Source organism: Streptomyces sp. NPDC032940 (genome assembly GCF_040636935.1).
Taxonomy (GTDB): Bacteria; Actinomycetota; Actinomycetes; order Streptomycetales; family Streptomycetaceae; genus Streptomyces.
On the sequence record NZ_JBEZVJ010000009.1, the window covers coordinates 103,122 to 129,352 of the forward strand.

A 26,231-nucleotide genomic window follows, 5' to 3' on the forward strand; every position below is an offset into this window, starting at 1 on the left:
ACGCGCCGTAGCTCGTGCCGCTCATCCGGGCGTCGGAGATCCGCACCATGTCCCGCACACGTGCCGGCCGGCCTGGGAGAGCATCCGACTGGGTTCGGCGGGCCGCAAGCTCGTCGACGACTGGACGCATGGCCGGCAGAAGAACTACGGCCTCGCCGTCAAGGCGTCCACTTCTGACTCCAAGGGGTGGAAGCAGTTCGGCTCCGACGACTACCCGAACGGCAAGCCGAGCCTGGACGTGACGTGGACCAAGTACGGCGCCACCTACCGGCTCGGTGACTTCACCGCTCCGGTGACCGCCACCAGCGAGGGCGTCCAGAAGGTGACTGTCACCAATCAGGGGCAGGAGACCTGGACCAAGGGCGGCAACTACAAGCTGCGTTACAACCTGTTCGATGCGGCGGGCAAGCAGATCACCGACACCTCGAAGATCCGCTGGACGGCCATGCCGCAAGACGTCTCCCCCGGCGAGACGGTGACACTCGATGCGAAGATCGCGCCTCTGGTGCCGGCTACGTACACCGTGCAGTGGACGATGGATGAAGGAGGCGTCAGCACCTTCGTCTACGCGGTCCTGCAGTACAGCTTCGAGATATGCGAGGTCGAGGGCAGCAACCTGCGCAAGAACTGCAAGACCGGCCCCCGCGTCAGCGAGCAGCAGTGGGCCGTTCCTTCGGGCTGGCTCTCCTGGGGCAAGACGTACGCCTGGTACGGCTACGCCTACGACGGTTCCGCGACTTCTGCGCGTCCGGGTGCGGCGCTGTTGACGACCCAGGTCCCGCAGCCGACCGTGACCAGCCACCTCGGCGGCTCGGACGAGGGCAAGGAGATCGGCACCCGCACGGGCAATTACGTCACCGCGGCCACCGACGCGGCGGTCACCACGGTCGGCCCCGAACTCGCGGTCACCCGCACCTACAACTCCCTCGACCCCCGCCGCGACGGCGCCTTCGGTCAAGGCTGGTCAACACGCTGGGACATGCGGATACGGCAGGAACCGGAGACCGCCACGGCACTGGTCACGCTCGCAGACGGCTCGCAGGCCCGGTTCGGTGCCAACGCCGACGGCACCTACGACGGCCCGGCTGGAGGGGGCCTGACCCTCACCAAAAGGTCCGACGGATGGACGCTGCGGGAACGGTCCGGAACCACCTACTCCTTCCTTGCCGGCGGCGCCCTGGCATCGGTGACCGACAGTTCCGGCCGGGCACAGCGCCTGACCCACGCGCCGGCCAGCGGCGGGCAACTGCGCACGGTCACCGACGTGCTGTCCGGCCGTTCGCTGTCCTTCACCTGGTCCGGCAACCACGTCAGCACGGTCGCAACCACCGCGATCGACACCAACACTCCCGGCCTGACGTGGCGCTACACCTACACCGGTGACCGGCTGACCAAGGTGTGTCCTCCGTCGTCGACCACCAAGTGCTCGCTCTACGAGTACGGGGACGGTTCGGTCTACCGCAGCGGGATCCTGGACGCGGGCCCTGACGCGTACTGGCGGCTGGGCGAGCGTGAAGGGTCTGCGGCGGCCAGTGAGGCGGTCTCGCGTACGGGTCTGAGCAAGGCCGTCTATCGGGACGTGCAGTTGGGAACGGAGTCCGCGCTGGGCGGCACCGATGACACCTCGGCCGGCTTCGACGGCACCAACTCCGTGATCGAGTTGCCCTATGACACGTTGAAGGCCACCGCCTTCCCGGCTATCGAGTTGTGGTTCAAGACCAGCACGCCCTCAGGTGTCCTGGTGGGCGTCCAGGACGCCGAACTGGGCGAGAAGCCGACCTCGTGGCGGCCGGTACTGAACATCGACGGGGCCGGCAAATTGAGAGGCGGGTTCTCCCCGGCAGGTGCCGCGAGCGCAACACCGTTCGTGTCCGCGCAGCCCGTGACCGACGGGCAGTGGCACCACGCCGTGCTGACCAGCGGCGCAACCCAACACAGCCTGTTCCTCGACGGCGTGCTGGTCGGATCACTCGACGGCGCCCTCATCGAGCAGGGCAGCGACTACGCCTACCTGGGTGCCGGCTATACCAGCGGCGGGTGGAACGGACTGGCCGCAGGAACCTACCGCTTCAAAGGCCAGATGGACGAGGTGGCCCTCTACAACCACCCACTGGACCGAGCCACCATCAGCGAACACTACGCGGCCCGTTCGGCCATCGGGCAGATGACCAAGGTCACGCTCCCGTCCGGTCGCGTGCACGCCACGGCTACCTACGACCGGGTGACCGGCCGGCTGACCGAACACACCGACAACAACGGCGGCACCTGGCAGGTCGCTGCCCCCACCTACTCGACCGCTTCCTCCTCCTACGCCGACGCGATCCAGCGCAGCGGCCCCACCGGGTACTGGCGCCTGGGCGAGCGCAGCGGCGCCCAGGCCACAAGCCCACTGGCCGACGGACTCGCCGGCACCTACCTCGAGAACGTACGGCTCGGCAGTGCGGGCATCTTCGCCGACGGCGACGACACCGCCGCGGCGTTCACCGGCGACGGAGCCGTTGAAGTACCCGTGGAGTCTCTGGGCACGAAGACGTCGATGTCGCTGGAGCTGTGGTTCAAGACCAGTGAGCCAGGCGGAGTGCTGGTCTCCAACCAGAACGCCGACTTCGGCGACACACCGGCCTCAGGCTGGACGCCGATGCTGCTCATCGACTCCGACGGCATACTGAGGGGCAGATTCTCCTTTGACGCCAGCGCGCTGCTGTCGAAGCAGTCTGTCACCGACAATCAATGGCATCACGTACTGCTGACCGGCAACGAAGGTATCCAGACCCTGATCCTGGACGGCGTCCACCAGGCCACAACCTCGACAGGAGTCGACACAGTCCGCTTCGCTCACGCCTTCATCGGCGGTGGCTACTCGTCGCCAGGCTGGGACGGACAGGCTGCCGGATACCGCAACTTCACCGGTCAGATCGACGAGGTCGCCTTCTACGACAAGCCCCTGGTGACTTTCCGTAAGACAACAAGCCCCAAGGGCGTCGAGACTTGGAGCTACTTCCCCTACCTCAATCTGGCCGGCTACACGGACACACCGAACCGACACATCCAGGCACGGAAAGCACTGACAGAGGGCACAGGGGCCCAGTACCAGGGCGTTGCCGTCGCGGACGCACCTGCTGCGTACTGGCGGCTCGGCGAAGCCGAGGGGACCACGCTGCACAGCGAGGTCGGTGGCCCCGGCATGAACGCCACGTACCAGCCGGACAGCGGCACCGTGCACTACTCCAGGCAGGATCAGCCTGGCGTGTTCGGGACCGGTGACGACCGTGCCATCGATCTCGGCGGCACCGGACACATCGACATACCCGGTTCGATTGCCGCTGGCAGCACCGACCTGTCGGCCGAGTTGTGGTTCAAGACGTCCGACCCGTCGGCCGTGTTGATGAGTTTCCAGGACGCTCCCATCGGCCAGACGCCGACGTCGTGGCACCCTGTGTTGAACATCGACGGAAACGGCAAACTCCGCGGGGAGTTCTTCGTCGCCGGCGGGGCGACGCCGATCGTCTCCGCGCAATCGGTGACGGACGGAAAGTGGCACCACGCGGTACTGACGGCCGCCGGCACCACCCAGTACCTCTACCTGGACGGTGTCAAGGTCGGCTCCGGCACCGGCACTCTGGTGGATCAGTCCGCCCCCTACGCCTACATCGGCGGCGGCTACGGCAGCCCTGGCTGGATGGACCAGCCCCGAGACACCTACTACTTCAGTGGAACCCTCGACGAGGTCGCCTTCTACCGCAGTTCGCTGTCCGCCGACCAGGTCTCCGCCCACTACCGAGCCCAGGCCGAGGCATCCTCATCGGGTCTGACGTCAACGGTCTCGCTGACCGATCCGACGGGAAAGACCAGCAGCACCAGCTATGACGCCCTGCACGGCCAGCGGATGGTCTCGCACAGGGACGAGACGGGCGCGGTCACGTCGTACGCCTACGACACGGCAGGCAACCTGCACACGGTCACCGACCCCAACGGCCACGCCACGGTCACGGGTCACGACCTACGCGGGAACACGGTGTCGGCCACGACTTGTCGCGACGCCGACTCCTGCTGGACGAGCTTCACCTCCTACTACCTCAACGCAGACGAGCCGCTCGACCCGCGCAACGACAAGCCGCTGGCCTACCGCGACCAGCGTTCCAGCGACGCCAGGGACAGCCGCTACCGCACCCAGTACACGTACAACAGCCTGGGCCTGCCGACCACAGTGGTCAGGCCGGACAACAGCACCGCCACCACCACCTACACCACTGGCAGTGAGGCTGCGGTCGGCGGCGGGACTGCCCCTGCAGGGCTGGCGCTGACTCAGACCACGCCCGGCGGTGCGAAGACGTCCTACCGTTACTACCCCAACGGCGACCTGGCAGAGTCAAGTAGCCGGCCATCTCCCCGACACCACCTGGTCTGGTAAGTGGTCTCCTTATTGCTGGCACCAGCAGGACGGGCGCGTGAACTCGCTTGTTGGTTCATACAGTGGCCGGAAGTACCAAGTCGGGTACCAGCCGACCGGCTTCTACTACGCTGGGGTGAATAAGGATCCCAGCACGTACACGACAGAGAAACCTACAGGGTCAGTATCGCGTGGCCAGTACGGAATCTGTAAAATAAGCCGCCCTTGAGAGGGGTCGTGAATAGAGTGACGGAAATGTGGGCCCTTATTGGTGAACTGATGCGCGCGAGGACACGTGAGTATCTCGCCGCTTCACCCCTGTACCCGGAAGGAATGCCCAGGCTCAGGCCCCCGGCAAGTCCTGCGCAAATAGAATCGCTGCAATCCTTTGCCGGCCAGCCTTTGAATCCGGAATACCGGAAGTTCCTGTCGCTAACCGATGGATTCGACGGGTTTCAGTACGCCATGCCACTTCTCGGGTGCCGCGATTGGGAGAACCCGCAACAAAGTGGTATCGCCGCAATGTTCCGTGACATCGTCTTGGAAACCGGATCTCTGGAAGAGGTCGGTCTCCAAGAGGAGACTTGCGTTTTCCCGATCTTCGTTAATTCCGAGGGATCCGCAGGGATCATGATGCTTCACACCGGTGACACCGCCGCCGAGCAATTCTGGTGGACTGGCGCCGGGGACGACATGTTCTTCCGCACTTTCCGAGATCTTCTGACCTACGTGACAGATCCCCTCTCATACAGTCCGAGGCAACTATTCGATTGAGGTCTTCTCGGCAACGTGATAGTTGCGGTGAGTGAGCGGTTTTCGACCACAGGGCAATGCTGCAAGCTGCACCGGACGTCATCACGAGTTACACCCCGGACAACTTGGCCCAGGCAACTCCGGATCAGGCCACCGATGCAGAAGGAAGCGGAGCTGGAGCCATCGAGGGGCCAGATCGTGACCGAAGCAATCGTTGCGATACGGGAGCTGGCCATAGCCCTGGCGGCAACATCGTGTATCTACCGCACAGAGAGATCGCGGGGGAGTGCGTCGCAACAGGAGCTTACGCAGAGCTGACACAAGGTGATTACACCCCACCGCCTCTCCCTGGCCTATCATTTGCGCTGCCCTGGTTTGAGAGGGCTTCCGACGCTCAACCGAGCTCGCGGGCATCTGATCGGGTTCGCTATGGGCGGCTCCAACGTGGACACCAGGAACTTCGTCCCCATGTATCAAACTGCGAACAATCGAATGTATGCGGAAGCTGAAGATAAGGTGGTGAAGTCCATTAAGTCGGGAGGTTATCAATTCGTGCAAGTTACCCCCATTTACGGCAACCCGAAATCGGTGGTGCCAACCAAGGTTAGATTCATGTCTCATGGCACCGTGGATGTCCGTTGCGAATTCGATAATAACGAAGAAGCCACGTATAAGTGCCGGTAGTTGGGAGTCGGCATGAGTAGTATTGAGCAGTTGATCGAAGTCCTTGGAGTGCCCCAACCGGCACCAACAGGGGATTTTGATGCAGTGCAGGACGCGCTAGTGTCCTGAGTCGTTAGTTCGTGTGCAGTATGCGGCGAGGGTTTCGAGGATCTCGTCTGCGGTCTTGGCCCACACGAACGGCTTGGGGTTCTTGTTCCACTCGTTGATCCAGCCGCGGATGTCCCGTTCCGGTTCGACGACGCTGCGGTGGGCCGAGCGGCGGAGTTTGCGGCTGGTCAGCTCGGCGAACCAGCGCTCGACGAGGTTGAGCCAGGAGGCGGAGGTGGGGGTGAAGTGCAGGTGGAAGCGGGGGTGTCGCAGCAGCCACTTCTTGACCGCTTCGGTCTTGTGGGTGGCGTAGTTGTCCAGGACCAGGTGCAAGTCGAGGTTCTTGGGCACGGCGGCGTCGATGGTCTTCAGGAAACGGAGGAACTCCTGGTGGCGATGACGTCGGTAGTGCTGGGCTATGACCGAGCCGGAGGCGATGTCCAGGGCGGCGAACAGGCTCGTGGTGCCGTGCCGGACGTAGTCGTGCGTCATCCGCGCCGGCGGGGTCGGTGCCAGCGGCAGCACCGGTTGGGTGCGGTCCAGAGCGTGGATCTGCGACTTCTCGTCCACCGCCAGGACCAGGGCGTTCTCCGGCGGGGACAGGTAGATGCCGACCACGTCACGGACCTTGGTCACGAACTGCGGGTCGGTGGACAGCTTCCAGGTCTGCACGATGTGCGGCTTGAGGCCGAACGCCCGCCAGATCCGGGAGACGGCCGACTGCGACATGCCTGCGGCCTGGGCCATCGACCGCGTCGACCAGTGCGAGTCCCCCGAAGGGGGCGCCTGGTCGAGGGTCTTTGCGACCAGGGACTCGACCTGCTCGTCCGTGATCTTGCGCGGGGCTCCGGAGCGCGGAGCGTCGACCAGACCTTCAAGACGGTCGGCCGCGAACCTGGACCGCCACTTGCGCACCGTCTCCCGCGAGATGCCGAGCTCCTGCGCGACCTGCGCGTTCGGACGGCCCTCGGCGCACGCCAGCACGATCCTCGCGCGCAGCACCAGCGCCTGCCCCGCGGTCCGCTTGCGCAACCAGCCCCGCAGCACGCGACGTTCACGCTCGGACAACTCCAACGACAACGGCTTCGGACCCGGCATCCCCCCACCCTACAACCGCCAATGAACTAACGACTCAGGACGCTAGGGATCGGTGCACCCCTGGAGGTAAAAAAGGTATGTTCGACTTATGGGGACTTCCTCATTTCGGACTTCCTTTTCATTCCGGGACCTCGCTTCATGATCGAGAAGAATCAATGGATGAGTGATTTTGTGCGTGAGGGGCATCCGGCTATTCCGAGGAAAGTACTTCCTGACGTAGGCGGAATGCTCCACTGGGGACACTCTATCGAGGGTGATCAATTCTTTCTTGAGGATCGGGGTGGGGGGAAATGGACGGTTTCCGCTTTTCGTAGAAATTGGGGTGACTGGTATGAGTCCGATGAAACCCTGGTCAACTGGCTGCTCGGAGTCTTCCATGGGCATACGGCCAGCGAGTGGATGCCAGAGTGGCCGAGGGATCATTGGTTCGAACCTGCTTGACAACGGCTACTGGCGTTGAACTCGTGGAGTCGTAGGAGTTGACGGATCGCCTTCGGGGAATAGATTGGGGGCGTGGCGCTGCCGACTCACGACCTCACCGGCTCGGGCACGGACCTGCGTAACCTGGCCACCTGCTCGCGCCAGGCAAACACTGCCGCGCGCGGCGACGGCCGGATAAACGACCATATGTTCTCCTACGAGAGCCGGGTGAAGGAGGCAGTCGAAAACGGTCAGGTGGTCCACTACACGGTGACACCCAAGTACTCGGACGCATGGACCGTGCCAGTCTCCTTCGAGATCTCAGCCCGGGGTATCATGCCCGACGGCTCTCCCGGCATAGCGTTCCGCCAACCCGTCCCAAACTCTGTCTACAGTCCACGCAGTGGCTGGAAGAGCATGGGCACGGTGACTGACAGCCGCACCGGCCTTCCGGTACCGACCGGCCCGCTACCCTAGGCATGAGAAGGGGCAGTTATGAGCTGGTTCGATGAGCTGATGGCCGTGATGCCCTCTCACTCCGGGGCTGGTGATGTCGTGGACTGGGCTGCCGTGGAGTCGAGTTGGGGCACTCCCTTTCCCTACGACTTCAAATGTTCATGGCCGAGTACGGTGAGGGTGCGATCGACGACTACTTGAGCGTGCTGCTCGCCGAGCCCCACGACGGTTTCGATGGCATTCCCGACTACATGGGGATGGCTGATGAGTCACGGAACGCAGAGGACCTCTGGCCGGCTGGGCCCGGCCGGCCACGGCTCATCGCGTGGGGCCTGGACTCCAGCGCAGACATTCTGTGCTGGAAGGCCGACGACGACAATCCGGGCAAGTGGCCCGTTGTGGTATGGAGCCGTGGCGGGGGATGCTGGACGGAACACTCGGGCGGAATGGCCGAGTTCCTGTGCCACGTGTTTCGCATGGAGTTCGACCGCTGCCCCCTGGGCGATCTGACTCTGTGGGGTGCCTCTGCGCCACGATTCCTCCATCGCGACGAGCAGCAGCGACTCCGGGACTCCGGAATCAATCCGTGGACGGGAGAGCCCGACCCGTACGCGGGGATGTTCGGCGACTGACACGGCCGGTCTGGCTGGACGCTTGGCGTCCATGATGCATGCGAGATGCCTGACTCCCACCAGTGTGGCTGGCCCCCCGCCACCGTGCAGACGCCGACCGTTCAGGGCCCCGAACATCCCTGCCGCCTGGCCGTATGTCCGGACCCACCGCGACTCCAACACGCTCACCAGCACAGGTCCTTCCTGGGTGAGCCTGGGGCAGCCATTGATCAACATGCCGCGCGTCTGGCGTTGTGGAGAGAGCAGGGCTCAGAAGCCAATTCCCACCTCACTGAGGCGGGGCCGCCCGGCTGGACCCTGACAGAGGGAGCACAGGGCCGGTTCCGGTCAGGGCCAGATGTCGAGTACCTCGGAGACCGGGCGGCGCGGGGTGCGGGGGCCCTTGGGGCCGTGGCCGAGGCGGAGGAGCATTTGGGGGTGGCCGGCGCCGGTGACCGGGTCGCGCAGGAGCCAGCGGACGTCGGGGCGTTCGAGGGGCTGGGTGACGAGGGAGCCGACCAGGCCCTCGGTGGTGGCCAGCAGCAGGAGGCGTTCCATGGCCTGGCCGGCCCGCAGCCAGTCCTCGGGGCGGTCGTGGGTCGTGCTGAGGCAGGCGATCTGGGGTTCCGCCTCGAAGACCGCGGTGGCGCGGCCCGTCACCTGGCGGGTGCCCGCGAAGTCCCGTACGGCCGCGCCGCCCCCGCTGCGGGCGGGGCCGAAGGCGTAGTCCGGGACTCCGTCGTCCGCGAAGTTCACCGACGGGGCGTCGGTGCGGGTCCACTCCGCCAGTTCCCGGCGGGCCGCGGGGTCGGCGCGTTCGCTGGTCTCGGCCTCCCGGACCAGTTCCAGCAGGTATTGCAGGTGCCACGGGGAGGGGAAGGCCAACTCGGCGCCCTCGCGGCGGGCCGTCTCGGTGAGCGTGGTGCGCAGGTCGTCGGGGATGGGGTCCTCGTCGAACGGGAAGCGGCTGCTGTGGCGTTCGGTGACGGCCGGGTGCAGTGAGGCGAGGTCGGCGTCGCCGGTGCCCGGCCCGACGAGGCGCACGGCCGCGACGAACGTGGGGTCGGCGGCGTCGGGCAGCAGCCGGGTCCTCACGTGCCAGCCGCCGTGGGCGAGGGCGACCCGCAGGTTCAGCAGGGCGGCGCCGCAGCCGATGTGCAGGCTGCGGGCGCGCGGGTCGGTGTACGGCAGGGCGCGGTCGAAGTCGGCGTACAGCTCGAAGGTGCGCAGGTGCCGCAGGTAGCGGAAGCGCCAGGGCTGCGCGTTGTGCAGCGAGGGGGCGGCGACGGCGTCACCGACCAGACTGATCACGTCTTCGTCGGACGGGGTGCGGACGTTCACCGGTTTCTCCGTGTCTTCCGGGGAACCCAGGGCCTTGGGTCGTGGATCGTGGGTCTTGGGTCCCGCATGTGCGTGTCATCAGGTGCCGGTCGGCTGTTCCGCCGCCAGGCCGGGTTCGGGCACCGGGCGGTGCCGGGGTCCGGTGAGTTCGCAGCGCACGTCGACCACGCCCTCGACGGAGCGCACCAGCCGTTCGGCCAGCAGCACGACCGACACGTCGCGGACCGGGCCCGCGAGGGTGACCACGCCCTCGTTCACCTGGACCCGGACCGGTCCGATGCCGTCGGGGAAGCGGCCGCCGACGACCCGGTGGCGGACCTCGTCGGCGATCTCCTGGTCGGGCCTGAGGAAGACCCGGAGCAGGTCGCCGCGGCTCACGATGCCCTGGAGCACGCCGTCGGCGTCGACGACGGGCAGGCGTTTGACGCCGCGCCGTGCCATGAGGCGGGCGGCGGCGGCCAGGGGCGCGTCGGGGTCCACCGTGACGGCGGGGGACGTCATCAGTTCCGTCACCGTGCCCGCCCTCGCCTTCTCGCGACCGGCGACGGGTCCGGTCCTCGTGTGGGCGGCCTCGTCGCTGTCGCGGAACTCCTCCTTGCGCAGCAGATCGGCCTCGGAGACGACGCCGACCACCCGGTTGTCCGGGTCGAGGACGGGGAGGGCGCTGATCCCCTGGGTGCGCAGGGTCCGCACGATCTCCTTGAAGCCCGCCCCGGCGGCCAGCGCGACGACGGAGCGGGTCATCACGCCGCTCACGGTGCATGCGGAGCCGTACATCGCTTCCTCCAGGGGTGACGGCGCTGCCGACGTGTCCAGCATCTGCCCGCCCCGCCGGTGCGGGCATGGGCCGAACGGCCCTCTGCTGTCGGGACCGGCCGGACTCGCACCGGGCCGGTCGGCGGGGTGACGCTGGAGACGGCACACCGTCCTGCGAGCCGAGGAGCTTGGCGTCATGGACCGATACGTGTACGACTTCACCGACGGCGGGCGTGAGCTGGCCGGTCTGCTCGGCGGCAAGGGCGCGAACCTCGCCGAGATGACCCGGCTCGGCCTGCCGGTCCCCCCGGGCTTCACCCTCACCACCGAGGCGTGCCGCGCCTGTCTCGCGTCCGGTGCGGAACCCCCGGGACTGACCGCCGAGGTCTCCGACCACCTGGCCGCGCTGGAGCGGGCGGCCGGGCGGCGGCTGGGACAGCGGGACGACCCGTTGCTGGTGTCCGTACGGTCGGGGGCCCGGTTCTCCATGCCCGGCATGATGGAGACGATCCTCGACGTGGGGCTGAACGACGACTCGGTGGCCGGTCTGGCGGAGGTCTCCGGCAGTGAGCGCTTCGCCTGGGACTCGTACCGTCGACTCGTACAGATGTTCGGCAGCACGGTGATGGGTGTCGACGCGGCCCTGTTCGAGGGGGCGCTGGACCGGCTGAAGGAGCTGCGGGGCGTCCCGGACGACGTGCACCTGGACGCGGCGGACCTGGCCCGGCTCGTGAAGGAGTACAAGGGGCTGATCCGCCGCGAGACCGGCGAGGACTTCCCGCAGTCCCCGGCGGAGCAGCTCCGGCGTGCGGTGCTGGCCGTCTTCGCGTCCTGGAACGTCGAACGGGCGCGGCTGTACCGGCGTCGCGAGCACATCCCCGACGACCTCGGCACCGCCGTGAACGTGCAGCGCATGGTCTTCGGCAATCTCGGCTCCGACTCGGGCAGCGGCGTCGCCTTCACCCGCGACCCGGCCACGGGACGGCGCGGCCTGTACGGGGACTACCTGCCCGACGCGCAGGGCGAGGACGTCGTCGCCGGCATCCGCAACACCGTCCCGCTGGCGGAGCTGGAGCGCCTGGACCCGCGGTCCTACGGGCAGCTCCTGGCGCACATGGAGACCCTGGAGCGGCACTACCGCGATCTGTGCGACATCGAGTTCACCATCGAGCGCGGGACGCTGTGGATGCTCCAGACCCGGGTGGGCAAGCGCACCGCCGAGGCGGCCTTCGCCATCGCCTCCGCGCTGGCGGACGAGGGGCTGATCGGCGCGGACGAGGCCCTCGCGCGGGTGAGCGGGGAGGGCTTGGCGCGGCTGATGTTCCCCCGCTTCGACGCCTCCGCGACCGGTGAACCCCTGGCCCGCGGCCTGCCGGCCTCGCCGGGCGCCGCGGTCGGCGCGGCGGTCTTCGACTCGGCGGAGGCGGTACGGCGCCACGCCGCCGGTGAGCCGGTGGTGCTGGTGCGCCAGGAGACCACCCCGGACGACCTGCCCGGCATGGTCGCGGCCCAGGCGGTGCTGACGAGCCGGGGCGGCAAGACCTCGCACGCGGCCGTGGTCGCCCGCGGCATGGGACGGGTCTGCGTCTGCGGCGCCGAGGAGCTGGCCGTGGACACCGTGGCCCGGCGGCTGACCACCGCGGACGGCACCGTCGTCGAGGAGGGCACCGTCCTGTCCGTGGACGGCTCCGCGGGCACCGTGTACCTCGGCGCGGTGCCGCTGGTCGACTCCGCGGTGATGCGCCGGCTGGAGTCCGGTGCGGACGAGGGCGCCGGCGCCGACGAGGCGTCGGCCGGGGTGGCGGACGCCGTCGGCCGGGCGCTGGCCCACGCGGACGCGGTACGGCGGCTGGAGGTCAGGGCCAACGCCGACACGCCGGAGGACGCCGCGCGCGCCCGCCGGTTCGGTGCCCAGGGCATCGGGCTGTGCCGTACCGAGCACATGTTCCTGGGCGAGCGGCGCCATCTGGTCGAGCGGATGATCCTGGCGGACAGCGACGCCGGACGCGACCGGGCGCTCGAGGCCCTGCTGCCGCTGCAACGCGAGGACTTCGCGGGCATCCTGGCGGCGATGGACGGGCTGCCGGTCACCATCCGTCTGCTCGACCCGCCGCTGCACGAGTTCCTGCCCGACCGTCTGGAACTCGCCACCCGCCTCGCCGCCGCCGAGGCCCGCGGGGAGGCCCCGGACGCGCACGACGCCACGCTGCTGGACGCCGTGAACCGCATGCACGAGGAGAACCCGATGCTCGGGCTGCGCGGCGTCCGGCTCGGCCTGGTGGTGCCGGGGCTGGTCGCCATGCAGGTCCGGGCGGTGGGCGAGGCGGTGGTGGAACGGCTCCGGGCGGGCGGTGACCCCCGGGCGGAGATCATGGTGCCGCTCGTCGGCGACGTCACCGAGTTCCGGCTGGTGCGCGCGGAGGTGGACCGGGTTCTGGCGGAGGTCTCCGAGGCGGCCGGCACGCCGGTCGTCTGCCCGGTCGGCACCATGATCGAGCTGCCGCGGGCGGCGCTCACCGCCGGGCGGATCGCCGAGGACGCCGAGTTCTTCTCCTTCGGCACCAACGATCTCACCCAGACCACCTGGGGCTTCTCCCGCGACGACGTCGAGGCGGCCTTCTTCTCCGCCTATCTCGACAAGGGCGTCTTCGCCGCCTCGCCCTTCGAGACGATCGACCGCGTGGGGGTCGGACGGCTGGTGGAGATCGCGGTCGCCGAGGGCCGGGCCGTCCGCCCCGCCCTGGAGACGGGCGTGTGCGGCGAGCACGGCGGGGACCCGGAGTCGGTGCACTTCTTCCACGGCGTCGGCCTCGACTACGTCTCCTGCTCGCCGTTCCGGGTCCCGGTGGCGCGGCTGGAGGCCGGGCGGGTCGCGCTGGAGGGGGCCGGGCCGAGCGACAGCCGGTGAGCCGCGCGGAGCACTCCGTGAGGGCCGAACGGCCCCGCGGGCCGGGCCCGGGTGGCCCGTGGCCTCCGGCGCCGGACGGAGGCAACCTGGAAGCAGTGATGGCGCGCGCCACCCGCCCCCGCTGACCGGCCGCGCCCCGGGAAGAGAAGGAGCGGTGCCATGACCTCCACCACCACACTGGCCGCGGGCCTCCCGGTGGAACACCGGGAGCGGCTGATGCGCCTCGCCCGCGAGGTGTCCTTCGACGAGGGTGCGCGTCTTTTCGAGGAAGGCATGCCCGCCGACCGCTTCTGGATCGTCCGCACCGGTACCGTCACCCTCGACCTGAGCGTGCCCGACCGCCGCCCCGCCGTCATCGAGTCGCTGGGCCACGGCGAACTGGTCGGCTGGTCTTGGCACTTCCCGCCGTACCTGTGGCATCTGGGCGCGGAGGCGATGACCCCGGTGCGGGCCTGGGAGTTCGACGCGGCGGCCGTGCGGGCGCTGTGCGAGCGGGACCCGGGGTTCGGCCGGGCGGTCGCCGTCTGGGTCGGCGCGGTGATCTCCGACCGGCTGCACGTGGCCCGGATCCGGCTGCTCGACCTGTACGCACCCCACGGGAGCGGCACCCTGCTGTGAGCGCCTGAGGACTGTGAGCGCCTGAGGACGTGAAAGAAGCGTGGCCGGAGCGATCCGGCCGCGCACATTCATGCCCGGCGGCTCAGGTGAACACGTACACCCCGTACATGGTCCGGCCGCCCAGCAGTTCGCGGCCGGTGACGAGTCCGGGCTCGATACGGACGAAGATCTCGGCCGGCCACGACAGCCACGAGCGCGGTCCGCTCCTCGTCAGGCGTTGCCACTCGGCGGGGTCGGTGACCACCGCGGCGAGTCCGGTGACGACGACGCTCCAGCCCGTGTTGGCCGCCGCGTCGACCCGGTCGACCTCGAAGGCGACCACCGAGCCGTCGACCGCGTGGGCCATCTCGGACGCCGCCGAGGTGCGCAGCAGCACGGAGCCGTCCCGGTCGATCAGGAAGTGGACCGGCAGGACGGCGGGCAGCGCGTCGTGCGTGAAGACGACCCGGCCCACGTCCGCCAGCGCCAGCCGGTGCAGGCATTCCTGCCGGTCCAGTTCGCGGAATCCGTCGTTGCGGTACATGAGCCGGTCGTCTCTCGCGTGGGGTGCCGTCTTGTGACGGCTGGTGTCACACCGTGTCGGCGGCGACGACGTCGCGCCGGGGGCCGCCGAGGACCACCTTCAGCGCTCCGGTGTCCGCCGCGCCGGCGAAGACCTCGTACGCCTCCTCCATGCGCTCCAGCGGGAAGGTGTGCGTCACCAGCTGGGAGGTGGGCAGCTTCCCGGCCGCCGCCATGCGCAGCAGCGTCGGGGTGGTCCGGGTGTCGACCAGGCCCGTGGTGATGGTGACGTCCTTGATCCACAGGTCTTCCAGGTGCAGGGTCGCCGGCTTGCCGTGCACGCCGACGTTGGCGACGTGCCCGCCCGGGCGCACCATGCGGGTGCACATCTCGAAGGTCTCCGGCACGCCCACGGCCTCGATGACGACGTCGGCGCCCAGGCCCCCGGTGAGGTCCGCGACCAGTTGCTCCGGCGCCTCCGCGGCGTCGGCGACGGCGTCGGCACCGAGTTTGCGGGCGGCCTCCAGCCGGGCGGCGGCGACGTCCACGACGACGATCCGTTCGGGGCCGTACAGCCGTGCCGTGGCGATGGCGGCCAGGCCGATGGGTCCGGCGCCGACCACGACGACGGTGTCCCCGGGACGGACGCACCCGTTGAGCACGCCCACCTCGTAGGCGGTCGGGAAGATGTCGGCCAGCAGTACGGCGTCCTCGCTGGTGACCGCGCCCGGCAGCGGGTGCACGGAGAGGTCCGCGAAGGGGACGCGGACGTACTCGGCCTGCGTGCCGTCGATCAGGTGGCCGAGGATCCAGCCGCCTCCGCCGAGGCACTGCCCGTAGACGCCCTCGCGGCAGTAGCGGCACCGTCCGCAGGCGGTGATGCAGGACATCAGCACGCGGTCCCCGGGGCGTACGGTGCGCACGTCCCCGCCGACCTCGACGATCTCGCCGACCGCCTCGTGGCCGAGGACGGTCCCGGGGCGCACCTCGGGGACGTCGCCCTTGAGGATGTGCAGGTCGGTTCCGCAGATGGTGACGGCATCGACCCGTACCACGGCGTCGGTGGGTTCCTTGAGGTCCGGATCGGGGACGTCCTCCCATGCGGACTGGCCCGGCCCGTGGAACACGTAACCCTTCATCGTGAGGCTCACCCTTTCTGCGCTCGGGAGCATCCGGGGTCCCGGTGACCGTTGCTCGGCGGGCGGGTCCTCGACCGTCGGTGCGACGGGGATTGCCCCATGACTCCAGAGTGGGCCCGGCACCGTGCGCGCGCATGGGGCCGGTCGGCCCTCGCGCCCGCCCGACCGTCACGACCGCGGCGCGGCGCCCTCACCTCGCTGATCCACCGGCACCCGCCACACCAGCCGGGTGCCGCCGCCCTCCGGGCACTCCAGCCGCATCTCCCCGCCGAGCTTGCGGGCGCGTTCCTCCAGGTTGCGCAGCCCGCTGCGGCGGCCGTCGGGCGCGATGCCGACCCCGTCGTCACACACCGTGAGCCGGACCCACGTGCCGTCGGTCTCCAGCACGACGTCGGCATGGCTCGCGTGGGCGTGCCGGGCGATGTTGGTCAGGGACTCCGTCAGTACCGCCACGACGTGGTCGGCGGTCTCCCTCGGTACGTTGGTGTCGAGCAGTCCCTCCATGCGGAGGCCGGGCGCGAAGCCCAGCACGGGCACCGCCTCGCCGACGGCGCGCACCGCACGGGTGCGCAGCATCGACGCCGTCGGCGACGTCGTGTCGTCCTCCCGGGACCGCAGCCCGAAGATCGTCGAGCGGATGATCTTTATCGTCTCGTCGAGGTCGCCCACGGCGCGCTGCACGCGTGCCGCGGCCCTGTCGTGCTCGATGAAGCGTCCCGCGCTCTGGAGGGTCATCCCCGTGGCGAAGAGCCGCTGGATGGCCAGGTCGTGCAGGTCGCGGGCGATGCGGTCGCGGTCCTCGAGGATCGCGATCTGCTCCGCGTCCCGACGGCGTTCGGCCAGTTCCATGGCGACGGCGGCCTGCGCGGCGAACACCTGGAGCGGTTCCGTCTCCTTCTCGGTGAAGGCGGGTCCGCCCGTCTCGCGCACGAGCAGGACCACGCCGCGCAGCCGGTCGTCGGAGCCGATGGGGACGGCCACCGCCGGGCCGAGTCCGGCGAAGCGCGGCGGCCCCGCCGTGATCCTCGCGTCGTCCGACACGTCCTGGCTGCTCACGGGCGTGCCCCGGGTGAACGCCTCTCCCATGAGGCTGCCCCGCACCGGCAGCACCAGTCCGTGCCAGCTCTCGGCCTCACACCCGATCGCCAGCTCGACGGCCAGGTTCTCGGTGCCCGGCACCGGCAGCGCCACAACGCCGAGGGCGGAGACCGTGATCTCCCGGGCCCGCTCGGCGATCAGCCGCAGCACGTCGCCCTGCTCGGCGCCGGACATCAGGGTGTGCATGATCTCGGCGTTCACCTGGAGCCAGCGTTCCCGCAGCCGGGACTCCTCGTACAGCCGCGCGTTGTCGATCGCCACGCCCGCCGCCACGGCCAGGGTGGCCAGCACCGACTCGTCGTCCTCGTCGAACTCCAGCCCGCCGCGCTTCTCCGTCAGGTACAGATTGCCGAAGACGTGGTCGCGCACACGGATGGGAACGCCGAGGAAGGTGTTCATCGGCGGGTGGTGGGCGGGGAAGCCGTACGAGGCGGGGTGGTCGGAGAGCTTGGCCAGGCGCAGCGGCTCGGGGTGCCGGATCAGCTCGCCCAGGATGCCGTGCCCCTCGGGATAGTGGCCGATGCGGGCGATCTCCTCCTCGCCGATCCCCACCGTGTAGAAGGCGGACAGCCGCACGCCGTCCGGGCCGATCACGCCCAGCGCCGCGTACTCGGCGTCGACCAGGGTCGCCGCGGCCTCCACGATGCGGCGCAGTGCCTGTTCCAGGTCGAGTTCCCTGCCGACCGACAGCACCGCCTCCAGCAGGCTGTGCACCCGGTCCTGGGTGCCGCGGGCCGCGTCCAGCCGGAGCTGCAGCTCGCCCAGCAACTCGTCCAGCCTCAGTTGCGGCAGCCGTACGCCGGCCTCCCTCGCCCGTCCCGACCTTCCCACCGCCGGCCTCCGTGCGCCCATGGACGGCGGCACCACCGGGCCGCCCTTCTGTCACGGTAACGGCTCGGGAATGCTCCCGACACGTGGGTCGGACGGTCAGTGCCCCGCTTCCCGCGCGCGGTCCTGTGCGTGGGTGGCGATGACGGCGGCCTGGATACGGCGCTCCACGCCCAGTTTGGCCAGCAGGCGGGAGATGTGGTTCTTGACGGTTTTCTCCGCCAGGTAGAGCCGCTGCCCGATCTGGCGGTTGGTGAGCCCCTCGCCGATGAGGTCCAGGATGTCCCGCTCCCGTTCGGTCAGACCGACCAGCGCCTCCGGCTGCGCCTCCTCCCGTTCCCGGCCGCCGCGCAGCCGCGCCAGCAGTTTCGCGGTGGCGCTCGGGTCCAGCAGCGACTGGCCGCGGGCCACGGTGCGCACGGCCGAGACGAGGTCCGAGCCCTCGATCTGCTTCAGCACGTACCCGGCCGCGCCCGCCATGATCGAGTCGAGCAGCGCCTCCTCGTCGTCGAACGAGGTCAGCATCAGACAGGCCAGGTCGGGCATGGCCGACCGCAGCTCCCGGCACACGCTCACCCCGTCGCCGTCCGGCAGCCGTACGTCCAGCACCGCCACGTCCGGCCGCAGCGCGGGCACCCGCACGAGCGCCTGCTCGGCGGTGGCCCCCTCACCGACCACGGTGATGTCCGGTTCGTCGTCCAGGAGGTCGTGCACCCCTCGCCGGACGACCTCGTGGTCGTCCAGGAGGAAGACCTTGATCACGCCTGCCCGGCCGGCCTGCTCGCTGTCCGTCATCGATCGCTCCTCAAGGGTGCCGTCCGTCCAAGGGTCAGTCTTCCCCCGGCCCGGGACCACCGGCCAGGGCCGGTCAGCCCTCTTCGGGCACCGGGCCCCACCCCGGCAGGTCCAGCTCGGCGCGGACCGTCTTGCCGACGGGTACCCGGTCGAAGACGCCCCACCGGTCGGCCAGCGCCTCCACGAGCAGCAGGCCCCGGCCGCCCTCCGCGTCCGCCTTTGGGGCGGCTCCCTCCGGGGCGGACGGGCGGCGCTCTCCCCTGCTGTCGGACACGTCGATCCGCAGCGTGTACGCGTCCAGCCGCAGCAGCACCTCGATGTCCCGCCCCGGCACCCGCCCGTGCGTCACGGCGTTCGCCGCCAGCTCGGCCACGAGCAGCGCGGCCGTCTCCGAAATCGCCGAGCCGTACGGGACGCCCCACGCGTCCAGCCGGTGCAGCGCGAGATGCCGGGCCAGGCGGGCGCCGCGCGGAGTCGAGCTGAACCGCTGGGTGAACACACGTGCGGTGACCGGGAGTCGGGGGGTGGAAGCTGGTCTCATGCCGCCCATCCCACCTGCGGCGACGCCCTGCCACCAGATCAACGACCGGTACGCAGGGTCAGCGTACGGGTACGGACGGTGGACAGTAGGAGTAACCGTCCGTGACGATGGGCCCGTTGAGCTGGGCGTGACGGGTGGGAGGTGTCCTGGATGACGGACGGCACGGGCGGCGCGGGGGAACCGGAGGCGTCGGACAGCCTCAAGGCGTTCGGCGAGGTCGTCAAGGCGTTCCGCAAACGCGCGGGGCTGACACAGGAGGAGTTCGCGCCACGCGTGCGGTACTCGGTGCCGACGGTGGCCTCGATCGAGCAGGGGCGTCGGTTCCCTCCGGGGGATTTCGTGGCCCGCGCGGAGGAGGTCCTGGACGCGTTCGGAGCGCTGCGGGGTGCGGCACGGCATCTGTCACGGCAACCGGGGTTGGCGAGCTGGTTCAGGCAGTGGGCACGCTTCGAGGCGGAGGCGGTGAGTCTGTACACCTATGAATGCCGGGTGGTGCCGGGGTTGTTGCAGACGGAGGCGTATGCGCGGGCGGTGTCTTTCAGCGTGCCGCCGCTGCCCGCCGAGGAGGAGATGAACGAGCGGATCGCCGCGCGCATGGCCCGGCACGAACTCCTGGCGACGAGCCGGAAACCGCCGACTGCGTTCAGTTTCATCGTGGAGCAGGCGGTCCTGGAACGCTGCACGGGTGGCGTGGAGGTGACGCGGGAACTGTATGACCACCTGCTGTCCGTCGTCGAGCGTCACTGGAACGTGGAGTTTCAGTTGATGCCGCTGCGACAGCCGGTGCATGCGGGGCTGGACGGTCCGATGCAGCTGGCCGAAACACCCGAGAACCGGTGGTTCGGCTACTCGGAGGGGCAGGAGAACGGGCGGCTCATCACCGCATCGAAAGAGATCAGCCGACTTCACCAGCGCTATGCCAAGATGCGTTCACAGGCCCTGACCCCCGAGGACTCCCTGGGCCTGTTGAAGCGAATGCGAGGAGCGCTGTGAACACGTCCGACCTGGTCTGGTTCAAAAGCACTTACAGCAGCGGCAGTGACGGCGACTGCGTCGAGGTCGCCCTGTCCTGGCACAAGTCCAGCTACAGCAGCGGCAGCCAAGGCGACTGCGTCGAGGTCGCGACCTGCCCGGAGACGATCCACGTCCGCGACTCCAAGGCGCCCCACGCCGCACAGCTCGCCCTCTCCCCCACGGCGTGGGCACCTTTCCTCACCTACGCCGCGTCAGTCACCCGCTGACAACGGGTTGGCCAGCGGCCGGTACCGTGCCGCCGCTCCGTCCGCGTCGGTCCAGCGGAGCAGCAGGTTGGTCTTCGCGGGCAGCGTCGGCGCGGTGAGGAGAGCCGGGATCTCGGGCAGGTCGTGGCGGGCCAGAGCCGTGCGCAGGGCACCACGCGGGTCATAGTCCGGGTGATGCTCGGCGAGGGCGCCCGCGATCTCCAGCAGGTGGTTGACGACGAGGCAGTACACCAGTCGCTCCCAGCCCGCCGCGCGGGGCGTGTCCGGCAGGAGTTTGACGCCCTCGGCGTCCCGGAAGAGGGCCTGCACCGGGATTCCCGTCGCGTCCACCGCGACCAGCGTGTTCTGGAGGTGTGCCTCCAGGACGACGCCGTCGTCGGCGAAGGCGGTCAGGACGGGCGGGACGACCGCGTCGAGGTACGCCTCCCACCAGGCGGCCGGGTCGGGCGTGGCCGCCAGGGGGCTGCCGGGGAAGCCCTCCGCCAGGGCGGCGGCGAGCAGCGGGGTCGCTCCGGGCAGCAGGCTCGCGCGCAGTCCGTCGCGGACCACGACGGCGAGTTCCTCGAAGGCGAAGTCGGCGGTGCGGTAGCCGCGGTCGGCGAGCCAGGCGGCGGGCGGGCCGACCGACTCGAAGGCCTCCGTGACGGCCGTGTCGGTGCGGCGCAGTTTCAGCAGGTCGTGGCGCCACAGGCGGCGGATGTCGTTGGTGATGCGCACGTCGAGGCTGAACTTCAGGAACAGGTCCTGGCCGGGCGGGTACTCCGGTGCGTAGACCGTGCGGATGGCCGCCGTGGGCCACACCGGGAAGCCGGTGGTGCCCAGCAGGATCAGCCGTCCGTCGGCGAAGGCCGGGGCGAGGGCCGTCGCCGTGAGGTCGAGCTGCCAGGGGTGGGCGGGCAGCAGCCGGTAGCCGGGCGGGGCCTGGCCGAGGGCGTCCAGGGCGGCGGTGTCGCCCTCCTCCACGACCGTGTCGGCGCGCACGCCGAGCACCGTCAGCGGGAACCGGGCGTACGCCTCCGGGGCGTAGGGGAGCCACGCGGTGTGCGGGCCGCCGCCGCGCGCCTTGGGGGCGGGGTGGTGGGGGTGGCCGGTGAGCAGGGACTGCTCGGAGAGCAGATAGGGGTCGCCGGGCGGGAGTGCCGCCGCGCGTGCCCGCAGCAGCGCGGCGACCGCGTTTCGGCTGCCGGTCATCTCGGCGGGCAGCTCGTGGTTGGCCCAGCCGGTGTGGTGGCGCAGCGCCTCGGCGACCAGGGCCACCAGTCCGTCGTGGCCGACGCGCTGCCAGCGGTCCACCGCGTACACCTCCGGGTCGGCGGGGCGCCGGCCGCCGCGGACCCGGAGCAGCCGTCCGCCGGGCAGCCGGTACACCGGGCGGTCGCCGGGGGCCGGTTGTGGTTCGGCCACCTCGCGCAGCAGGCAGTTCAGCAGGGGCACCACCGCGTGGGCGTCGGCGCGTTCCGCGACGTCGTCCCGGGGAGCGGCGTCGGTGCCGGAGGACGGGGGCAGGAGATCCACGCGTTCCACTCGTTCCCTACGGTCTGTCAGAGGGCGGGGCGATCAGTATGTCTCCCGTGGTCCCATCGTCGTGACGTCCCGCTCGTTCCCGTCACGTACCCGAGGAGCCGCCCGTGCACCCTCCCGCCACCGCCGAGGCCGAGGTCGCCGACGAACTGGCCGCCGTCCGGCCCGGTCTCCTGTCCCGGTACACGGCCGGGCTGTCCGGCGCCCGCGCGGCCGTGCTGACCAGGCTGTGGCGGGCGCTCGCGTACGAGCCGCTGCCGTGGATCACGGGACGGGAGTCCGCGCGGGGCGGGCTCGTCCTGCGGCTCGGGGACGGCCGGCGGCTGTACGGTCCGGACGCCGACCCGTACCGCACCGACGCGTACGTCACCGCCGTACGCCTCCACGGCACCCCGTACGACGATCCGGCACGGCTGATGACGGACCTCGCCGTGCCGCACTCCGCGGGCCTCGCCGCCGAACTGGGGCACAGCGCCGCGTCCATGGCCCTGTCGCGGGCGGGCCGGGAGAATCACCCGGACGAGTGGCCGGAGAGCGAGTGGGGCTGGGAGCAGCGGGTGGTCGACGGTCATCCTTTCCATCCCAACTGTCGTTCCCGGCCGGGCTTCTCGGTGGCCGAGCAGCTCGCCTACGGGCCCGAGCACGGACCGGTGGTGGAGCTGGGGCTGCTGCCCGTCCCGGCCGGTGAGTGCCTGCTGACGGGGGCGTGGCCCGCGGAACTGCGGTACGGCGGGCGGCTGTTGCTCCCGGTGCACCCGTGGCAGGCGGCGCACGTGCTGAAGCGGCACGGCGAGGCGACGCTCGCCGCGCATCCGCTGATGTCGCTGCGCACGCTCGCCGTGCCCGGCGGCCCGCAGGTGAAGACGGCGCTGAGCGCGCGGCTGACGTCCTCGGTGCGGGACATCTCCGTCGCCTCGGTCGCCGCGTCGGACACCCTGTCGGCGTTCGGCCAGGCCCTGGCGGCCCGCACCGACGGTCTGCTGCACGTCACCCGCACCCTGGGCGCGGCCACCGCGCACTCCCCCGACCTGGCCGCCGTCCTGCGCGAACCGCCCGGGGCGTACGCGGCGCCCGGCGAGCACGTCGTCCCGGTGGCGGCGGTGGCGACCACCGGGCTGCCCCGGTCGCCGGGGTGGCTCGAACGCTTCGCGCGCCTGTGCCTGACCGTGGGGCTGGGTCTGCTGGAACTGGGCGTGGCCCTGGAGGCGCACGGCCAGAACCTGCTGGTGGTGCTCTCGGCGTCGGGCGAACCGCTGCGCCTGGTCTACCGCGATCTGGCCGACATCCGGGTCAGCCCGGCCCGCCTGGCCCGGCACGGCACACCGGTCCCGGAGCTGCCTGCGCGGATGTTCACCGACGATCCGGCGGCCCTGCGCCGCAAGCTGTTCGGCTCGCTGGTCGCCGGCGCGCTCGCCGGGGCGGCGGGCTCGGGGCCGGTGCTGGGCGCGGTGCTGGAACCGGTCCTCGGCGAACTGCCGTCCACGCCGGACCTCGTGGCCCTGCGCGAGGAGCGGCTGCCGGTCAAGGCGCTGACGCTGATGCGCATGTCGCGGGAGCGGAGCGGGGACTTGTGGGCCGAGCTGCCCAATCCGCTGTCGTGGAGGTGACGTTGTGGTGCCCGTGCGGTCTCGTTTTGGAGCACGGCACCCCGGATCAATAGGATCCGCCGATGATCACAAGAAAACGGCTGGCGGCGGGCGTCTGCGCCCTGGTCGCCGCACTGACGGCCGGGGTCGCCCTGCCGGCCGGTGCTGCCGCCGGTGAACCCACGGGCGAGGACGCGCCGAAGGTCGACCTCGTGCTCGACGTCAGCGGCTCGATGCGCACCCGGGACATCGACGGCGGCACCCGGATGGCCGCGGCGAAGCAGGCGTTCAACGAGGTGCTCGACGCGACGCCCGAGGAGGTGCAGCTCGGCATCCGGACGCTGGGCGCCGACTACCCGGGCGACGACCGCAAGACGGGCTGCAAGGACACCGCGCAGCTCTACCCGGTCGGCCCGCTGGACCGCACCGAGGCCAAGACGGCGGTGGCGACCCTGTCGCCCACCGGCTGGACGCCGATCGGACCCGCGCTACTCAAGGCGGCCGACGACCTCGACGGCGGCAACGGGTCCAAGCGGATCGTGCTGATCAGCGACGGCGAGGACACCTGCGCCCCGCTCGACCCGTGCGAGGTGGCCCGCGAGATAGCCGCCAAGGGCATCGGGCTGACCATCGACACGCTCGGCCTGGTCCCCAACGCCAAGATGCGGCAGCAGCTCAGCTGCATCGCCGAGGCGACCGGCGGCACCTACACCTCCGTGGAGCACACCGACGAACTCACCGACAAGGTGAACCAGTTGGTGGACCGCGCCGCCGACCCCGTGGTGACCCCGGTGGCCGTGAACGGCGCGGACGCCTGCGCGAAGGCACCCGAGCTGAAGTCGGGGCTTTACACCGACCGCGAGGAGTTCGGCAAGCAGCGCTGGTACCGGGTGGACGTGCTGCCCGGCGAGGAGCTGCGCGCCTCGGTGAGCGTCTCCGCCGACCGTGCCGTGAACCCGTCCTACGGCGTGCTGCTGCGGGCGGTCACGGTGCACGGCCGCGAGATCGTGCGCGGCGAGGCGGCGGACAACGGCCGTACCGACGTGATCTCGACCGGTCTGCGCTACCCGAAGCCGGAGATCGACGACGCGGACGGTGACAAGCCGGCCGCGGAGACCGTCTGTCTCCAGGTCACCAACTCCTTCTCCGTGGCTCCCGGCGTGAAGACCACGCCCGGTCTGCCGCTGGAGCTGACGGTCGACGTCGTGGACGGCCCGAGCCAGGCCGACGACGTGGCCGCCTTCGGCCTCGGGCGCGGCTGGTGGCTGCTCGGCGTGCTGGTGCTCGTCGGCTTCCTCGCCGGTCTGCTGTGGGGCTGGCTGTCGCGCTGGCGGTTCGCGGTCTGGAGGACCCACTGATGCGTATCACCCGAGTGCTGGGCACCGCCCTGCTGCTGCTCGGTCTCGCCGCGGCCCCCGCGGCGGCCGACGCCTCGCCCTCCGCGAGCCCGTCGGACGACGACGCCGCGCCGAGGACGGCGGGCACGTCCTTCCGTACGGCTACGGAGATCGAGCAGGGCCAGGAGGCCACCGCGAGCGGCTCCGCCGGCGACTACCTGTACTGGTCGTTCCCGGCGGACGCGGAGCAGCGGCCGACCGTGAAGGCCACGGTGAAGCTGCCCGAGACGCACGCCGCCCAGACCTGGCGGATCGACGTGTACGACGGTCTGCGCCGCCGCCAGGCCTGCCAGTGGGGCGCGCAGACGCGCACGGCGGCCGAGGGCGCGCCCACCGTGGAACTGGCGTGCGTGCTGCGCTCGGTCCGCGCCTGGTCCGAGCCGTGGGCGAACGACCCGCTGCCGGGCACGTACTACGTGCGGCTGACGGTGGTGAACCTGCCGACGTCCGACCTCGGTGTGCCGGTCGGCGCCGAGGTGCGGGTCGACTCGAAGGACATGGGCGGAGCCGCCGCCGTGGACGGCTCGCTGTCCGAGCCGCTGGTGCCGGGCATCGCGGTGACCTCCGAGAAGGACGACGGCTCGGAGCGCGGCGCGGTGCTGTCCGCGATCGAGCCCGAGGACGGCTGGTCGTCGGGCTGGTGGTCCGACCGCTGGGTGTGGACCGGGATCGGCGCCGTGCTGGCCGCGCTCGCGGGCATCGGCGGGTACGCGCTGACGCGCGGCTCCGGACGCCCGTCAAGGGTGCCGCCGGGCGCCTGAGCGACCGTGAGCACACCTGAGTGACCGTCAGGAGGCCCGCAGGCGGCGGGCCTCCTGCTGTCTCAGCCCGCCCTGAGCGCCTTGGCCGCCGTGCCCTCGCCGGTCACCTCGACCCGCCCGGCCCGCACCGCCTCCCGCAGCTCCAGCTCTCCTCGGCTGAGGGCCGCGCACGTACCGGCGTCCAGCGTCAGCCGGGCGTCGGGCTCCCCCGGCGCGGGCCCGTCGCCGTACACCGGCCCCTCCTGCGCACCGGCGTACAGGTGGAAGTCGCCCTCGTCCAGCCGGACTTCGACCAGCCCTTCCGTCACGCCCGCCGCGTGCAGGGCCCGCCCCAGGGGCAGCGCGGACCAGTGGGCCCGCACCGCGTCCGTGGGCCGCCGCTCCCCCAGCTCCCCGGCGCCCCACGCCCCGAGCGCCTCCAGCACCGGCAGCAACGCGCGGCCACGCGGCGTGAGTTCGTAGACGTACGCCGCTCCGGGCGGCGGCAGCCTGCGCCGGGTCGTCAGCCCGTCGCGCTCCATGTCCTTGAGCCGCGAGGCGAGGACGTCCGTGCTGACGCCGGGCAGATCGGCGTGCAGGTCGGTGTAGCGCCGCGGGCCGGCGAGCAGCTCCCGGACGATCAGCAGGGTCCAGCGGTCGCCGACGGCGTCGAGCGCACGGGCGGCGGAACAGTACTGGTCGTAGCTTCGGCGAGGTGACAT

The 26,231-nt window shown here is 70.4% G+C and carries 23 protein-coding genes; 13 read left to right on the top strand and 10 right to left on the bottom strand.

The window, feature by feature from the left end; genetic code table 11:
• Positions 1-238 precede the first annotated feature (238 nt).
• The 3 genes from AB0E77_RS14625 to AB0E77_RS14635 all read left to right on the top strand — a co-directional run bounded on the left by AB0E77_RS14625 (position 239) and on the right by AB0E77_RS14635 (position 5,827).
• Positions 239-4,411 carry a LamG-like jellyroll fold domain-containing protein gene (locus tag AB0E77_RS14625; protein ID WP_361569782.1) on the top strand — a complete coding sequence of 1,391 codons (4,173 nt, stop codon included), beginning with the start codon at positions 239-241 and terminating at the stop codon, positions 4,409-4,411.
• Positions 4,412-4,645: 234 nt separating this feature from the next.
• The gene (locus tag AB0E77_RS14630; RefSeq protein ID WP_361569938.1) at positions 4,646-5,164 is read left to right on the top strand and encodes an SMI1/KNR4 family protein; all 519 of its coding nucleotides are present in this window, start codon (positions 4,646-4,648) and stop codon (positions 5,162-5,164) included.
• Between the two features lie 303 nt (positions 5,165-5,467).
• The gene (locus AB0E77_RS14635; RefSeq protein ID WP_361569783.1) at positions 5,468-5,827 is read left to right on the top strand and encodes a DNA/RNA non-specific endonuclease; all 360 of its coding nucleotides are present in this window, start codon (positions 5,468-5,470) and stop codon (positions 5,825-5,827) included.
• Positions 5,828-5,923: 96 nt separating this feature from the next.
• Here AB0E77_RS14635 and AB0E77_RS14640 read toward each other — a convergent pair whose 3' ends face one another.
• On the bottom strand, positions 5,924-7,012 hold the full coding sequence (locus AB0E77_RS14640) for an IS630 family transposase (RefSeq protein ID WP_361569785.1): 1,089 nt from the start codon (positions 7,010-7,012) through the stop codon (positions 5,924-5,926).
• A gap of 138 nt (positions 7,013-7,150) precedes the next feature.
• Between AB0E77_RS14640 and AB0E77_RS14645 the strand changes: the two genes are divergently transcribed.
• The 3 genes from AB0E77_RS14645 (at position 7,151) to AB0E77_RS14655 (ending at position 8,520) form a co-directional block, all read left to right on the top strand.
• Positions 7,151-7,453: a hypothetical protein gene (locus tag AB0E77_RS14645; protein ID WP_361569787.1), complete on the top strand. Its 303-nt coding sequence runs from the start codon at positions 7,151-7,153 to the stop codon at positions 7,451-7,453.
• Between the two features lie 72 nt (positions 7,454-7,525).
• The gene (locus AB0E77_RS14650) at positions 7,526-7,909 is read left to right on the top strand and encodes a hypothetical protein (protein ID WP_361569789.1); all 384 of its coding nucleotides are present in this window, start codon (positions 7,526-7,528) and stop codon (positions 7,907-7,909) included.
• A 140-nt stretch (positions 7,910-8,049) separates the two neighbouring features.
• Entirely contained in the window at positions 8,050-8,520 is a 471-nt protein-coding gene (locus AB0E77_RS14655; protein WP_361569790.1) for an SMI1/KNR4 family protein, read from the top strand.
• Between the two features lie 327 nt (positions 8,521-8,847).
• On the opposite strand, the gene AB0E77_RS14660 is transcribed toward AB0E77_RS14655, so the two are convergent.
• Entirely contained in the window at positions 8,848-9,840 is a 993-nt protein-coding gene (locus AB0E77_RS14660; RefSeq protein ID WP_361569792.1) for a nitroreductase family protein, read from the bottom strand.
• Positions 9,841-9,918: 78 nt separating this feature from the next.
• Positions 9,919-10,617, bottom strand: coding sequence for a CBS domain-containing protein (locus AB0E77_RS14665; protein ID WP_361569794.1), 699 nt, complete (start codon positions 10,615-10,617; stop codon positions 9,919-9,921).
• A gap of 175 nt (positions 10,618-10,792) precedes the next feature.
• Between AB0E77_RS14665 and ppdK the strand changes: the two genes are divergently transcribed.
• Both ppdK and AB0E77_RS14675 read left to right on the top strand, forming a co-directional pair.
• Positions 10,793-13,504 (top strand): pyruvate, phosphate dikinase, encoded by a 2,712-nt coding sequence (ppdK, locus tag AB0E77_RS14670; RefSeq protein ID WP_361569796.1) that lies wholly within the window; start codon positions 10,793-10,795, stop codon positions 13,502-13,504.
• A gap of 159 nt (positions 13,505-13,663) precedes the next feature.
• The gene (locus tag AB0E77_RS14675) at positions 13,664-14,122 is read left to right on the top strand and encodes a cyclic nucleotide-binding domain-containing protein (protein ID WP_361569797.1); all 459 of its coding nucleotides are present in this window, start codon (positions 13,664-13,666) and stop codon (positions 14,120-14,122) included.
• Positions 14,123-14,204: 82 nt separating this feature from the next.
• Here AB0E77_RS14675 and AB0E77_RS14680 read toward each other — a convergent pair whose 3' ends face one another.
• The 5 genes from AB0E77_RS14680 to AB0E77_RS14700 all read right to left on the bottom strand — a co-directional run bounded on the left by AB0E77_RS14680 (position 14,205) and on the right by AB0E77_RS14700 (position 19,024).
• Positions 14,205-14,645, bottom strand: coding sequence for a pyridoxamine 5'-phosphate oxidase family protein (locus tag AB0E77_RS14680; protein WP_361569799.1), 441 nt, complete (start codon positions 14,643-14,645; stop codon positions 14,205-14,207).
• A 46-nt stretch (positions 14,646-14,691) separates the two neighbouring features.
• Entirely contained in the window at positions 14,692-15,762 is a 1,071-nt protein-coding gene (locus tag AB0E77_RS14685) for a zinc-dependent alcohol dehydrogenase family protein (RefSeq protein WP_361569800.1), read from the bottom strand.
• A 168-nt stretch (positions 15,763-15,930) separates the two neighbouring features.
• A complete protein-coding gene (locus AB0E77_RS14690; protein ID WP_361569802.1) occupies positions 15,931-17,691 on the bottom strand; it encodes a GAF domain-containing protein in 1,761 nt (586 codons plus the stop codon).
• A 96-nt stretch (positions 17,692-17,787) separates the two neighbouring features.
• Complete coding sequence (locus AB0E77_RS14695) at positions 17,788-18,483, bottom strand: response regulator transcription factor (RefSeq protein WP_361569804.1); 696 nt, start codon at positions 18,481-18,483, stop codon at positions 17,788-17,790.
• Between the two features lie 73 nt (positions 18,484-18,556).
• Entirely contained in the window at positions 18,557-19,024 is a 468-nt protein-coding gene (locus tag AB0E77_RS14700; RefSeq protein ID WP_361569805.1) for an ATP-binding protein, read from the bottom strand.
• A 150-nt stretch (positions 19,025-19,174) separates the two neighbouring features.
• On the opposite strand from AB0E77_RS14700, the gene AB0E77_RS14705 reads away from it, so the two are divergent.
• Positions 19,175-20,017, top strand: coding sequence for a helix-turn-helix transcriptional regulator (locus AB0E77_RS14705; RefSeq protein ID WP_361569807.1), 843 nt, complete (start codon positions 19,175-19,177; stop codon positions 20,015-20,017).
• A complete protein-coding gene (locus AB0E77_RS14710) occupies positions 20,014-20,265 on the top strand; it encodes a DUF397 domain-containing protein (protein ID WP_361569809.1) in 252 nt (83 codons plus the stop codon). Before AB0E77_RS14705 ends, AB0E77_RS14710 begins: the two co-directional genes overlap by 4 nt.
• On the opposite strand, the gene AB0E77_RS14715 is transcribed toward AB0E77_RS14710, so the two are convergent.
• Complete coding sequence (locus tag AB0E77_RS14715; RefSeq protein ID WP_361569810.1) at positions 20,251-21,789, bottom strand: IucA/IucC family protein; 1,539 nt, start codon at positions 21,787-21,789, stop codon at positions 20,251-20,253. The genes AB0E77_RS14710 and AB0E77_RS14715 overlap by 15 nt on opposite strands.
• Positions 21,790-21,893: 104 nt before the next feature.
• Between AB0E77_RS14715 and AB0E77_RS14720 the strand changes: the two genes are divergently transcribed.
• From AB0E77_RS14720 to AB0E77_RS14730, 3 genes are all read left to right on the top strand, one after another.
• Positions 21,894-23,393: an IucA/IucC family protein gene (locus tag AB0E77_RS14720; protein WP_361569811.1), complete on the top strand. Its 1,500-nt coding sequence runs from the start codon at positions 21,894-21,896 to the stop codon at positions 23,391-23,393.
• 62 nt (positions 23,394-23,455) lie between these two features.
• The gene (locus AB0E77_RS14725; RefSeq protein ID WP_361569813.1) at positions 23,456-24,730 is read left to right on the top strand and encodes a VWA domain-containing protein; all 1,275 of its coding nucleotides are present in this window, start codon (positions 23,456-23,458) and stop codon (positions 24,728-24,730) included.
• Positions 24,730-25,530, top strand: coding sequence for a hypothetical protein (locus AB0E77_RS14730; protein WP_361569815.1), 801 nt, complete (start codon positions 24,730-24,732; stop codon positions 25,528-25,530). Before AB0E77_RS14725 ends, AB0E77_RS14730 begins: the two co-directional genes overlap by 1 nt.
• 62 nt (positions 25,531-25,592) lie before the next feature.
• Here AB0E77_RS14730 and AB0E77_RS14735 read toward each other — a convergent pair whose 3' ends face one another.
• On the bottom strand, positions 25,593-26,231 hold the full coding sequence (locus AB0E77_RS14735; protein ID WP_361569816.1) for a helix-turn-helix domain-containing protein: 639 nt from the start codon (positions 26,229-26,231) through the stop codon (positions 25,593-25,595).